This is a genomic window from Pseudomonas sp. PWP3-1b2 (assembly GCF_049896045.1).
Lineage (GTDB): Bacteria > Pseudomonadota > Gammaproteobacteria > Pseudomonadales > Pseudomonadaceae > Aquipseudomonas > Aquipseudomonas antarctica_B.
Genome location: NZ_JAFCTN010000042.1, coordinates 37837 through 49955, shown reverse-complemented (window position 1 = coordinate 49955; position 12119 = coordinate 37837). Strand labels below are relative to the sequence as shown.

Genomic DNA, 12119 nt, shown 5'->3' with positions numbered 1-12119 from the left:
TAAGAGTGTCTGACACACCGCACTCCTCCTTTTAGGGTCGCTTCGCAACCCAACGCGGGGCAAGCCCGCTCGCCACAGGAATCGTGTTCGCCCTATCAGACAGATTTCCAAAGACCTTGAAAGGGCTGGCTCTTACAGCGGGTCACTTTTGGAAGGACCGGAAGCCGGCCCAGCCAAAAGTAACCAAAAGGTCCTCGCCCCATCACTCGGTGCCTCGCTTAGGCTCGGCATGCCCGCACTCCGGCTTGAATCCGTGGGCCGCCGTGACGGGGTGTGTCAGCTGGCATACATTGCACTGATCCACCGCCATCGCAGGCAAGCCAGCTCCCACAAGGGTTTGTGTCCGCTTTTAGAAACGCACACCGGTTGTCACCATTGCCGCATTGAACCCCAGCAACACCAGCTCTGCCGCGACCGGCCCGTAGTGGGTGCCCACGGAGGGGATAATCACCGGTGCAACGCCAAAACGGTTCAACGGGATTTTGTCGCGGTACTTGCCGCGATAGCCCTGGATCGCCCCTCCCGTTACCTTCAAGTACACCGGATAGTCGGTCATGTCATAACGCTTGCCCGCATAGGCGTAGTACGAGCGCTGGCTGAACGAATTGCGAAACGTCGCCCCGCCATACACAAAGCCTGACGCTTGATTGCGCTCCAGGCCGATCAGGTCTTGATGGTTGTTGTGTTTCGGGTCTGGTGAAAAATGCCGGGTATAGACGCTGGTCTGCGCGTACCAAAAACCCTTGTCGTCATTGGCTGGGGGCGTTTCTGCGGCGAGTGCGGTGGTGGCCTGGGCCAGGAACAACAGGCCAGGCAGTCGAAATTTCTTCATGGGTGCGACCTCGATAGTCGGTTTGACAGGCGGCTAGTTGGGTCGTGGCGTGCGTTATTTTGACGGCTCGGCACGCGCCCAGGCTGAACCGGGGCTGAAAGTACCGGGATTGCTGCACCCAATCCTGATGAGTGGGCCGTTGTGCTATACAGCGGCGCGTTTTATTACGGTAAAGTCTCTTACAACTGGTAACACTAAGGAGGCACACCGCTTTTCGCCATGACCGTCATCGAATCCGATCTTATGCAATTGGCTTACCCTCCGCGGCTTGATCTGGGGCCGCAACTCACTCACGAGCAGTTGATGAGCTCGATGCAGGCCACCATGGCTCGGCATAAGGGTGGGCCGGTCTGGCTATTCGCTTATGGTTCGCTGATCTGGCGCCCCGAATGCTCCTCGACCGAACGCGTGCGGGCACGGGTCCACGGTTATCACCGCGGCCTTTACTTATGGTCGCATGAGCATCGCGGTACGCCGGAGTTGCCGGGGTTGGTGTTTGGTCTGGATCGCGGCGGCTCTTGCAGCGGGTTTGCCTACCGCTTGCCGGAAGATCAGTTGGAGGCCTCGCTTTATGCCTTGTGGCAACGCGAGATGCCTTACCCCTCGTACCGGCCGCACTGGCTCAACTGCCGTCTCGAAGATGGCAGCCAGGTACAGGCGCTGGGGTTTGTGTTGGAGCGGCACTTGCCAAGCTATGCCGGCAACTTGCCCGACATCGTGCTCAACCATGTGTTGGAAAGCGCTTGCGGGCGTTACGGCACGACGCGTGATTACGTCGAGCAGACCGTTAACGCCCTGCGTAGCCACGCCATGCCAGATAAAAACCTGGAGGCGCGGCTCAAGCGTTGTGCAAAGGGTTGCGGCGGCGTTAACGCGCGGAGCTGACGCTGTTGGTGTGCCACAGCGTCGGGATCAGGAACGCGATCGCCAACAGGCACGCGCCTACCAGCAGTACAAACCCGCCATCCCAGCCGAAATGGTCCACCGTGTAGCCCATGGCTGCACTGGCGGCCACCGAGCCACCGAGGTAACCGAACAAACCGGTGAAACCCGCAGCGGTGCCAGCGGCTTTCTTCGGTGCCAGTTCCAGCGCCTGCAGGCCGATCAACATCACCGGGCCGTAGATCAGGAAGCCGATCGAGAACAGCGCGATCATGTCGACCATTGGGTTGCCCGGCGGGTTGAGCCAGTAAACCAGCGTCGCCACGGTTACCAGCGCCATGAACACGATGCCGGTCAGGCCACGGTTGCCCCGGAAGATTTTGTCCGACATCCAGCCGCACAGCAGCGTGCCCGGAATACCTGCCCACTCGTAGAAGAAGTACGCCCACGAGGTTTTATCCACGTCGAAGTGTTTGGCTTCCTTGAGGTAGGTCGGCGCCCAGTCCAACACGCCGTAGCGCAGCAGGTAGACGAAGACGTTGGCGAACGCGATGTACCACAGCATTTTGTTGCGCAGCACGTACTTGACGAAGATTTCCTTGGCGCTGAATTCGTCTTCGTGGCTGGCGTCGTAGCCTTCCGGGTAATCGTTCTTGTACTTCTCGATCGGCGGCAGGCCGACGGATTGCGGGGTGTCGCGCATGGTGATGAAGGCAAACGCCGCCACCGCCAGCGCCACAGTCGCGGGCACATAGAAGGCTGCGTGCCAGTCGTTGAACCAGGCCATGCCCAACAGGAACAGCGGGCCAATCAAGCCGCCGCCGACGTTGTGCGCCACGTTCCACACCGACACCACGCCGCCGCGTTCTTTCTGCGACCACCAGTGCACCATGGTCCGCCCACTTGGCGGCCAGCCCATGCCTTGGGCCCAGCCGTTGATGAACAGCAAAATGAACATCATGGTCACGCTGGACGTAGCCCAAGGCGCGAAACCGAAAATGAACATCACACCCGCCGATATCAGCAGGCCGAAGGGCAGGAAGTAACGTGGGTTGGAGCGGTCGGACACCAGGCCCATAAGGAACTTGGACAGGCCGTAGGCAATCGCAATCGCCGACATCGCCAGGCCCAGCTGACCACGGGTGTAACCCTCGTCGATCAAGTAGGGCATGGCCAGCGAGAAGTTTTTACGCAGCAGGTAGTACCCGGCGTAACCGAAGAAAATACCCGCGAAGATCTGCCAGCGCAGCCGTCGGTAGGTACTGTCTATTTTTTCTTCAGGCAGGGGCGCCTGGTGTGCGGCAGGTCGAAAGAAAGCAAACATTCAAGAGCTCCAAATTTCTTGTTTTGACTGCGGATGCGAATGTTACAGTTTCGTTACCGAAAATAGCATCGCCTCTTATCTGCCAACACAGGAATTGGGAGCAATTGCATGTTCTCTTATGAACATGTCGCGAATGGATAAGTCATGGTCGTGAGCAGTGCCTAAGGCCACTGAGGATCCAAGGTGGGAGCTGGCTTGCCTGCGATGGCGGTGTGTCAGTGATACCGCTATCGCAGGCAAGCCAGCTCCCACATTGATTGCATTGCAAATGGGTTAGCGGGTTTGTACGACGACTTTGCCGACCGCTTTGCGCTGCCTCAGGTCATTGATCGCCTGGGCGGCCTGTTCGAGTGGGTACACCTGCGACACCAATGGCTTGAGCTTGCCCTCGGCATACCAAGTGAACAACTGCTGGAAATTCGCCGCATTGTCCTGTGGCTGGCGCTGGGCAAACGAACCCCAGAACACCCCGACCACGGACGCGCCCTTGAGCAGCGCCAGGTTCACCGGCAGCTCGGGAATGCGCCCGCTGGCAAAACCCACCACCAACAGGCGGCCATTCCAGGCGATGGCGCGCACGGCTTGGTCAAACAGGTCGCCGCCCACCGGGTCGTAAATCACATCCACGCCGTTGCCGTCAGTCAGGCGCTTGACCTCATCCTTCAGGTTGGCTTCGCTGTAGTTGATCAACTCATCGGCACCGGCTGCTTTCGCCACGGCGAGTTTGTCGGCGCTGCTGGCGGCGGCAATCACGCGGGCGCCCATGGCTTTGCCGATTTCCACCGCCGCCAGGCCCACGCCACCGGAGGCGCCGAGCACCAGCAGGGTTTCGCCGGGTTGCAAGTGGGCGCGTTGTTTCAGCGCGTGCATCGATGTGCCGTAGGTCATGCTGAAGGCGGCGGCGGTGTTGAAGTCCATGCTTGGCGGGATCGGCAGCACGTTGTAGCCCGGCACCGCGACTTGCTCGGCAAAACTGCCCCAGCCGGTCAGCGCCATGACGCGGTCGCCGACTTTGAGGTGGCTGACCTTCTCGCCCACTTCACTTACCACGCCTGCCGCTTCGCCACCCGGCGAGAACGGGAAGGGCGGCTTGAACTGATATTTGCCCTCGATAATCAGGGTATCCGGGAAGTTGACCCCGGCGGCGTGCACGTCCAGCAGGATTTCGTTCTTCTTGATCGCAGGGCTTTCGATCTCTTCCAGCACCAGGGTTTCGGCGGGGCCGAAGGCTTTGCACAGCACAGCTTTCATCGGACTATTCCTTTTGGCATCGTGGCCGATAAGTGTAGGAGGGTACGCCCGTGGGTCAACGAGCATGCCCGGGCCTGATAAGCCGCCATAAGCTTGTGCTCAGCCTTGCTAGCGTTATGCTACCGGGCAATCGAATGTGAGGAATGAACTGTGAAAGCGTGGATTCTGTTGATGCTGGCCTTGACCTTGCCGATGGCCGCCCAGGCCGAAGAAGCCAAAGAAGGCGAGCCGCCGAAGGTCAGCTATATCAGCCTGACGCCGCCGTTCGTGGGCAACTATGGCCTGGACGGCACGGCGAAGCTCAAAGTGTTCAAGGCCGACATCGCCCTGCGCGTGACCGGGCCTGAAGCCGCCGCAGCCGTCAAAGCCAACGACCCGTTGATTCGTAACCAATTGGTCGCGCTGTTTACTCAACAGACTACCGAGGCGATGAGCACGGTTGAAGGCAAGGAAAAACTGCGTCAGGAAGCCTTGAAACAGACCCAGCAAGTGATGAACGACGAGACCGGCAAGCCGATGGTTGAAGACCTGTTGTTCAACAACCTGATCATCCAGTAATACTCTCAGCGCAACTGAATGATGGCCGCCCACTGTTCGGCGGTCACCGGCATCACTGAAAGCCGGCTGCCTTTTTGCACCAGGGGTAATTCTGCGAGGGCGGTTTGCTGCTTCAAGTAGCCAAGGCCGAGCACCTTTGGAAAGGTTTTGACGTGCGCCACATTGATTGCGCTCCATGGGTTTTTCTCCGGGGTTGCCTTGGCGTCGAAGTAGTGGCTTTCCGGCTCCAGCGCTGTAGGGTCCGGGTAGGCCGCCTCGACGATTTTGCCGATGCCGGCAATGCCGGGCTCCGGGCAACTGGAGTGGTAGAAGAAAAATTCATCACTCACCGCCATGGCCCGTAGGAAGTTGCGCGCCTGGTAGTTGCGCACCCCGTCCCAGCGGGCTTCGCCGAGCTTTTCCAGGCCTTTGATCGAGAGTTCGTCGGGCTCGGATTTCATCAACCAGTAGGCCATTTTTCGGCTCCTGAAAAAGGTATTGGGCAAGTTGTCAGGCAATTCCATGACAAACCGACAGTCGGTTGGCGTCAAGGTTTGCGTGTTGGTTCACGTTGCCGCAAAATGCCGGCCTTTAAGCTTGACGCAGTTGCAACGGACTACTTTGGAACGTTGTTGTCATCGTGTACGAGGTGCCTGAAGGGGGGCAATCGATGCAACGTAAACCGGATTTACTATGGATTTTGGTTATTTTGTTTGGCCTGGGCGTCGTGACCACCGGGTATGCGCAAAGCTTGTGGTCGAACAAGACCGATGCGCCCGTTGAACTGGCTCAACAGCAGCCGCAACCGTTCAAGCGTTAACGCTTCTTTAAGGCGTCGCCGACTCCGGCGACGTTTCTGCGACATACCATTGCTTATCGGTGACAGTGCCCGCCAGCGGTACGTCCCAGCTTGCCTGTGCCAATCGATCGACCTTCTGACATTCATGTGCCAAACCCAGCAACGTGGGTTTGCGCCAGTTTTTGCGTCGAGCCAGGTAAGCCAGGCTGCGGTCATAAAAGCCGCCGCCCATGCCGAGGCGTCCGCCCGCATCATCGAACCCCACCAACGGCAGTAGCACCAAATCCAGCGCCCAAACCTGACGTTGCTGGTGGGCGTTCACCCGTGGTTCAAGAATGCGAAAGCGATTGGGCAACAACTTATCCCCAGGCCGCACGCGCTGGAACACCATTTTGGTTCGCGGCCAGGCGCTGAGTACCGGCAGGTAAGTGGCCTTGCCCCGGCGCTGAGCGGCGCGCAGCAGCAAGCGCGGATCGATTTCACCGTCCGTCGGCAGGTATAAAGAGATATGTTTGGCCCGGCGAAACAGCGGGTGCTGTGCCAGTTGCCGAAACAGGCCCTGGGCGGCCTTGCGTTGCTCGCTCGGCGAGAGTTCGCGGCGGGCTTTGCGCAGCATGCGTCGAAGGTGCGGACGGGAAAGCGGCGCAGGTTCGGTCATGGTTTCGGCTCATAAAACAATGCCAGTCCTAGGACTGGCATTGAGTTTTTGAATTCAGGCTCCCCGACAGAGCCGCTGTCGACTTAGCCCTTGAACCCGAAAGTTCAAGGTGGAAGATGCAGTAGGCTTTAAGGCTTTCCGTCTAGCGGACATGCACACCAGCCCAACGTGCAACTTCCAGGGTAGTGCGAATCGGCTCAGGGACATCGCCGACTGGCAAACACGCCAGGGAGTGGGGCGAGTATACCTTAAACAGTCGCGGCAATCAGCCCTTGGGTGGTGCTGGATCGGTAGAAAGTACCAGATCCACGCGGTCCAGCAGGTCGCGTACCTGCTCACGCGTCGAGCCGCTGGCCTGCACGTCAGGCCGTTCCTGCTTATGCAGCAAATCGTGAGTAATGTTCAGCGCGGCCATCACAGCGATGCGATCGGCGCCGATCACTTTGCCGCTGCTGCGGATTTCACGCATCTTGCCGTCCAGGTAGCGCGCGGCGCTCACCAGGTTGCTGCGCTCTTCCTGGGGGCAGATGATCGAATATTCTTTGTCGAGGATCTGCACGGTTACGCTATTGCTTGAACTCATGAGTCTTGCTCCAGGGCCTTCAGGCGCGAAATCATCGATTCGACCTTACGCCGGGCGATTTCGTTTTTTTCAATGAGGTGCGCGCGTTCCTCGCGCCAGGTCTTTTCCTGAGCTAATAGGAGTCCGTTTTGACTCTTAAGTTGCTCGACCCGATCAATTAGCAGTTCGAGTCTGGCCATCAGCGCTTGCAGGTCGGTGTCTTCCATTGGGTTCCACTGGATTTGTCTGATGAATGGCAACTGCAGGATAAACGATCTCACGCCCTTGATAGTCTTGGTACGTCTGCCGGTGCTAGGATACAGCGCTCCATTCTAGACATTGCGCCGTCTGGCGCCTAGCTCACCATGCCTATTCAGAACTCCCCGTACGACGCTTTTTCCAAACTGCTGAGCACCAGCGGTCACCCTTGCTCGCCTGCTGAACTGCACGGCGTGCTACTGGGCCGCAGTTGCACCGGGGTTGGCTTTGATGCCGACAACTGGTTGGCCGATGTGGCCGAGCTGCTCGAAACCGAACCCACCGAAAATGTGCGTAACGCGCTGATCGGCCTTCAGGAAATGGTCAAGGGCGAGCTGACCGGTGATGACGTCACCGTGGTCCTGCTGTTGCCGACCGACGATGCACCGCTCGCCGAACGCGCCGCCGCGCTGGGCCAATGGTGCCAGGGTTTCCTCCACGGTTTCGGCGTGAACGCCGGCGGCCTGGAACTGAGCACCGACGCCAAGGAAGTGTTGCAGGATCTGGCAGCCATCTCCCAAGTGCAAGACGCTCTGGAAGAGTCCGAAGACGGCGAAGGCGACTACATGGAAGTCATGGAATACCTGCGCGTCGCGCCGCTGCTGCTGTTCACCGAGACCAAAAAGTCTGCTGAACCTGCTTCGCCCAAGCCGTCGCTGCACTGAGAAAGGACACCCATCTGCCCATGATCCATATCCCCAGAGCGGAATACACCCGACGCCGCAAGGCGCTGATGGCGCAGATGGAACCCAACAGCATCGCGATACTGCCCGCTGCTGCCGTGGCGATCCGCAACCGTGATGTGGAACATGTCTACCGTCAGGACAGCGACTTTCAGTACCTCAGCGGCTTCCCCGAACCGGAAGCGGTGATCGTGCTGATGCCCGGTCGCCTGCATGGCGAGTACGTGCTGTTCTGCCGCGAGCGCAATGCCGAACGCGAATTGTGGGACGGCCTGCGCGCCGGCACCGAAGGCGCCATCCGCGACTTTGGCGCCGATGATGCGTTTCCCATTACCGATATCGACGACATCCTGCCCGGACTGATCGAAGGCCGCGACCGGGTGTATTCGGCCATGGGCAGCAACGCCGAATTCGACCGTCACGTGATGGAGTGGATCAACGTGATCCGCTCTAAAGCGCACCTCGGCGCCCAGCCGCCGAACGAGTTTGTTGCCCTGGATCATCTGCTTCACGACATGCGCCTGTATAAATCGGCGGCAGAAGTGAAGGTGATGCGCGAGGCTGCGCGAATTTCCTGCGCTGCCCACGTGAAGGCCATGCAGACCAGCCGTGCCGGGTTGCATGAGTTCAGCCTCGAAGCCGAACTGGACTACGAATTCCGCAAAGGCGGCGCGAAAATGCCCGCCTACGGCTCCATCGTTGCCGCCGGGCGCAACAGCTGCATCCTGCATTACCAGCAGAATGACGCCGTGCTCAAGGACGGCGACCTGGTGCTGATCGACGCCGGTTGCGAGATCGACTGCTACGCCAGCGACATCACCCGCACCTGGCCTGTCAATGGCAAATTTTCGCCGGAACAGAAGGCTATCTACGAGATTGTGCTGGCCTCCCAGGAAGCCGCGTTTGCCGAAATCGCGCCAAACAAGCATTGGAATCAGGCCCATGAGGCCACGGTGCAGGTCATCACCGCGGGGCTGGTCAAGCTGGGGCTGTTGCAGGGTGACGTCGACGAGTTGATTGCCAAAGAAGCCTACCGCGCCTTTTATATGCACCGCGCCGGTCATTGGCTGGGCATGGATGTGCACGATGTGGGCGAGTACAAAGTCGGCGGTGAATGGCGTGTGCTGGAAGTCGGCATGGCGTTGACCGTGGAACCGGGTATCTACATCTCACCGGACAACCAGAACGTGGCAAAGAAATGGCGTGGCATTGGCGTACGCATCGAGGACGACGTGGTAGTGACCAAAAAAGGCTGTGAAATCCTGACCAGCGGCGTGCCCAAGACCGTCGCTGACATCGAAGCGCTGATGGCGGCGGCCCGATGAGCCGGGTCAACCTGGCCATTATCGGCGGCGGCCTGGTAGGCGCCAGCCTGGCACTGGCGTTGCAGGCCGGGGCCAAGGCGCGCGGCTGGAAAATCGTGCTGATCGAGCCGTTCGCTCCGGGCGACAGCTACCAGCCCAGCTACGACGCACGTTCCTCGGCGCTGTCGTTTGGCGCGCGTCAGATTTATCAGCGTTTGGGTGTGTGGCAGCACATTGCCCGCCGCGCCGAGCCGATCAAACAGATTCACGTGTCAGACCGTGGGCGCTTCTCCACCGCGCGATTGTCGGCGATGGAAGAGGGCGTGCCCGCGCTGGGTTATGTCGTGGAAAATGCCTGGCTCGGCCAATGCCTGTGGCAAGGCCTGGACAAAGACGTGGTGAGCTGGCGCTGCCCGGCGGAAGTCACGCGCATGGAGCCGCTGCCTGACGGCTATCGCCTGACGCTCAATGATGAAACGGTTCTGGAGTGTGATCTGGCGGTGCTCGCCGACGGCGGCCGCTCCAGCTTGCGCGAGCAACTGGGCATTGGCGTGAAAACCCGGCCGTACAACCAGAGCGCGCTGATCGCCAACATCACCCCGAGCGAGTCCCATAACGGCGAAGCGTTCGAGCGCTTCACCGATGAAGGCCCGATGGCGTTGCTGCCGCTGCCGGACAACCGCTGCGCGCTGGTGTGGACGCGCATCGGCATGGACGCCCAGCGCCTGGCCAATCTCGATGAGCGCAGCTTTCTCAGCGAATTGCAGGGCGTGTTCGGCTATCGCCTGGGCACCTTGAAGCAAGTCGGCGCCCGGCATTTGTATCCGCTGACGCTGGTGGAGGCCGAAGAGCAAGTGCGCTCGCACCTGGTCGTCCTCGGCAACGCCGCCCACAGCTTGCACCCGATTGCCGGGCAGGGGTTCAACCTGTCCCTGCGCGATGCGAACGCCTTGGCCGAAGCCTTGCTGGCCGGGCCGCAAACCCCGGGCGACCTGGCGACCCTGCAGCGCTACCGCGAGCGTCAGCGTCTGGATCAAAAATTGACCGTGGGCTTCTCCGACCAAGTGACGCGCCTGTTTGGCAGCGCTCAACCATTGGTCGCGCTGGGCCGCAACATGGGGCTGCTGGGCCTGGATTTACTGCCACCGGCCAAACGCTGGTTTGCTCGTCAGGCCATGGGCCTGGGTACGCGCTCCGATGGGTAAGTGGCTGATCCAGCGGCTGGGCAAGGCGCGGCTGTTGCGCTGGATCATGACCCTCTACCCGCCGTACCTGGGCGCAGGTATCAGCGTGCAACAGATGAGCGCCGACTTTCGTCACGTCAAAGTGCGCATGGGCCTGGGCTGGTACAACCGCAATTACGTCGGCACGCAGTTCGGCGGCAGCTTGTATTCGATGGTCGACCCGTTCTACATGCTGATGCTGATGGAGAACCTGGGCCGCGACTACATCGTGTGGGACAAGGCCGCGAGCATTGACTTCATCTCGCCGGGCAAAGGCCCGGTGTACGCCGAATTTTCCATCGACGACGCCTTGCTCGATGAGGTGCGTCGCCAGACCGAAGGGGGCGAGAAGTACTTGCCCCAGCTGAAGGTCGAGATTCATGACGGCTCCGGCACTCTGGTGGCGCGTGTCGACAAAACCCTTTACGTGCGGCGCAAGCCGCCAGCAAAGCAGGCTTAAAGCATGGACATGCGCGCAGATGTGCTGATTGTCGGGGCCGGAATGGTCGGAAGCGCCTTGGCGCTGGCATTGCAGGGCAGTGGCCTGCAGGTGCTGCTGCTCGACGGCAGCCCGCTAAGCGTCAAGCCGTTCGACCGTGATGCGGCGTTCGAACCCCGCGTGAGCGCCTTGTCGACGGCCAGTCAGCGCATTCTTGAGCGCCTCGGCGTATGGGATGGCATCCTCGAACGGCGGGCCAGCCCGTACGGCGAGATGCAGGTGTGGGACGGCAGCGGCACCGGCCAGATCCACTTTTCGGCGGCCAGTGTGCACGCTGAAGTGCTCGGGCATATCGTCGAAAACCGTGTGGTTCAGGATGCCTTGCTGGATCGCCTGCACGACTGCGATTTGGGCCTGTTGGCCAACGCGCGTCTGGAACAGATGCGCCGCTCCGGCGACGATTGGCTGCTGACCCTGGCGGATGGGCGCAAACTGCGCGCGCCGCTGGTGGTCGCCGCCGATGGTGCACATTCTGCCGTACGCCGCCTGACCGGCACCGCCACCCGCGAATGGGATTACCTGCATAACGCCATTGTTACCAGCGTGCGCAGCAGCCAGCCGCACCAGCGCACGGCGTGGCAACGGTTTACCGACACCGGCCCGCTGGCGTTTCTGCCGTTGGTGCGGGACGGGCAGGAGGATTGGTGTTCGATCGTGTGGTCGACCACGCCCGCTGAGTCCGCCCGCCTGATGGCGCTGGACGATGACACGTTCTGCCGTGAACTGGAGCGCGCCTTTGAAGGGCGCCTTGGCACCGTGGTCAGCGCCGACCCTCGCGTTTGCGTGCCGTTGCGTCAGCGCCACGCCAAACGCTACGTGGCCGAGGGCCTGGCGTTGATCGGCGACGCAGCTCACGTGATCCACCCGTTGGCGGGGCAGGGCGTGAATTTGGGCTTTCTCGATGCGGCCACACTGGCCGACGTGCTGTTGTCTGCAAACGAGCGGGGCGAGCGCTTGGCGGATGTGAAAGTGTTGAGCCGTTACGAGCGTCGGCGCATGCCGCACAACCTGGCGTTGATGGCTGCAATGGAAGGTTTCGAGCGGCTGTTCCAGGCCGATCAACTGCCACTGCGCTGGCTGCGCAACGCCGGGTTGAAGCTGGTCAACCAGATGCCCGAAGCCAAGGCCGTATTCGTGCGCCAAGCCCTGGGCCTTACCGGCGACCTCCCCGAACTGGCCAAACCTTAAATTGAGTCACCTAACCCTGTGGGAGCGGGCTTGCTCGCGAAAGCGCAGTGTCAGTCGGTACATGTATTGCTGATCGATCGCTTTCGCGAGCAAGCCCGCTCCCACAGGGGAAGTTCTTT

At 60.5% G+C, this 12119-nt stretch carries 15 protein-coding genes and 1 other RNA gene; 8 read left to right on the top strand and 8 right to left on the bottom strand.

The features are described from left to right. Positions 1–349 precede the first annotated feature (349 nt). The gene (locus tag ACP7A2_RS22320) at positions 350–832 is read right to left on the bottom strand and encodes a sn-glycerol-3-phosphate transporter (RefSeq protein WP_348062460.1); all 483 of its coding nucleotides are present in this window, start codon (positions 830–832) and stop codon (positions 350–352) included. Between the two features lie 219 nt (positions 833–1051). Between ACP7A2_RS22320 and ACP7A2_RS22315 the strand changes: the two genes are divergently transcribed. Then, positions 1052–1717: a gamma-glutamylcyclotransferase gene (locus ACP7A2_RS22315; RefSeq protein WP_426135979.1), complete on the top strand. Its 666-nt coding sequence runs from the start codon at positions 1052–1054 to the stop codon at positions 1715–1717. On the opposite strand, the gene glpT is transcribed toward ACP7A2_RS22315, so the two are convergent. Continuing rightward, the gene (glpT, locus tag ACP7A2_RS22310) at positions 1701–3038 is read right to left on the bottom strand and encodes a glycerol-3-phosphate transporter (protein ID WP_375069151.1); all 1338 of its coding nucleotides are present in this window, start codon (positions 3036–3038) and stop codon (positions 1701–1703) included. The two genes, ACP7A2_RS22315 and glpT, sit on opposite strands and share 17 nt — an antisense overlap. Before the next feature lie 273 nt (positions 3039–3311). Continuing rightward, positions 3312–4289 carry an NADPH:quinone oxidoreductase family protein gene (locus ACP7A2_RS22305; RefSeq protein ID WP_426135978.1) on the bottom strand — a complete coding sequence of 326 codons (978 nt, stop codon included), beginning with the start codon at positions 4287–4289 and terminating at the stop codon, positions 3312–3314. Positions 4290–4439: 150 nt separating this feature from the next. Here ACP7A2_RS22305 and ACP7A2_RS22300 point away from each other — a divergent pair, with 150 nt between their 5' ends. After that, a complete protein-coding gene (locus ACP7A2_RS22300; RefSeq protein ID WP_426135977.1) occupies positions 4440–4847 on the top strand; it encodes a flagellar basal body-associated protein FliL in 408 nt (135 codons plus the stop codon). 5 nt (positions 4848–4852) lie between these two features. Here the strand turns inward: ACP7A2_RS22300 and ACP7A2_RS22295 are convergent, their stop codons facing one another. Then, on the bottom strand, positions 4853–5302 hold the full coding sequence (locus ACP7A2_RS22295; protein ID WP_426135976.1) for an EVE domain-containing protein: 450 nt from the start codon (positions 5300–5302) through the stop codon (positions 4853–4855). Between the two features lie 194 nt (positions 5303–5496). On the opposite strand from ACP7A2_RS22295, the gene ACP7A2_RS22290 reads away from it, so the two are divergent. Continuing rightward, a complete protein-coding gene (locus tag ACP7A2_RS22290; RefSeq protein WP_010207387.1) occupies positions 5497–5646 on the top strand; it encodes a hypothetical protein in 150 nt (49 codons plus the stop codon). Between the two features lie 7 nt (positions 5647–5653). Here the strand turns inward: ACP7A2_RS22290 and ACP7A2_RS22285 are convergent, their stop codons facing one another. The 4 genes from ACP7A2_RS22285 to ACP7A2_RS22270 form a co-directional block, all read right to left on the bottom strand. After that, positions 5654–6283 carry a 5-formyltetrahydrofolate cyclo-ligase gene (locus ACP7A2_RS22285; RefSeq protein ID WP_426135975.1) on the bottom strand — a complete coding sequence of 210 codons (630 nt, stop codon included), beginning with the start codon at positions 6281–6283 and terminating at the stop codon, positions 5654–5656. Positions 6284–6339: 56 nt separating this feature from the next. Next, a non-coding RNA gene (gene ssrS / locus ACP7A2_RS22280) (6S RNA) lies at positions 6340–6518 on the bottom strand. A gap of 30 nt (positions 6519–6548) precedes the next feature. Further along, the gene (locus ACP7A2_RS22275; RefSeq protein WP_426135974.1) at positions 6549–6866 is read right to left on the bottom strand and encodes a cell division protein ZapA; all 318 of its coding nucleotides are present in this window, start codon (positions 6864–6866) and stop codon (positions 6549–6551) included. Then, the gene (locus ACP7A2_RS22270; RefSeq protein ID WP_003177365.1) at positions 6863–7072 is read right to left on the bottom strand and encodes a TIGR02449 family protein; all 210 of its coding nucleotides are present in this window, start codon (positions 7070–7072) and stop codon (positions 6863–6865) included. Before ACP7A2_RS22270 ends, ACP7A2_RS22275 begins: the two co-directional genes overlap by 4 nt. Positions 7073–7210: 138 nt before the next feature. Here ACP7A2_RS22270 and ACP7A2_RS22265 point away from each other — a divergent pair, with 138 nt between their 5' ends. Genes ACP7A2_RS22265 through ACP7A2_RS22245 form a run of 5 tightly spaced genes read left to right on the top strand, consistent with a single transcriptional unit; the run spans position 7211 to position 12000 of the window. Next, positions 7211–7768 carry a YecA family protein gene (locus tag ACP7A2_RS22265; protein WP_426135973.1) on the top strand — a complete coding sequence of 186 codons (558 nt, stop codon included), beginning with the start codon at positions 7211–7213 and terminating at the stop codon, positions 7766–7768. 20 nt (positions 7769–7788) lie between these two features. Beyond that, positions 7789–9111 carry a Xaa-Pro aminopeptidase gene (gene pepP / locus ACP7A2_RS22260; RefSeq protein WP_426135972.1) on the top strand — a complete coding sequence of 441 codons (1323 nt, stop codon included), beginning with the start codon at positions 7789–7791 and terminating at the stop codon, positions 9109–9111. After that, positions 9108–10295, top strand: coding sequence for a 2-octaprenyl-6-methoxyphenyl hydroxylase (gene ubiH, locus ACP7A2_RS22255; RefSeq protein WP_348061238.1), 1188 nt, complete (start codon positions 9108–9110; stop codon positions 10293–10295). The genes pepP and ubiH overlap by 4 nt, the downstream gene beginning before the upstream one ends. Further along, positions 10288–10773: a DUF4442 domain-containing protein gene (locus ACP7A2_RS22250; RefSeq protein WP_426135971.1), complete on the top strand. Its 486-nt coding sequence runs from the start codon at positions 10288–10290 to the stop codon at positions 10771–10773. Before ubiH ends, ACP7A2_RS22250 begins: the two co-directional genes overlap by 8 nt. A gap of 9 nt (positions 10774–10782) precedes the next feature. Further along, positions 10783–12000 carry a 2-octaprenyl-3-methyl-6-methoxy-1,4-benzoquinol hydroxylase gene (locus ACP7A2_RS22245; RefSeq protein ID WP_426135981.1) on the top strand — a complete coding sequence of 406 codons (1218 nt, stop codon included), beginning with the start codon at positions 10783–10785 and terminating at the stop codon, positions 11998–12000. Positions 12001–12119: the final 119 nt, after the last annotated feature.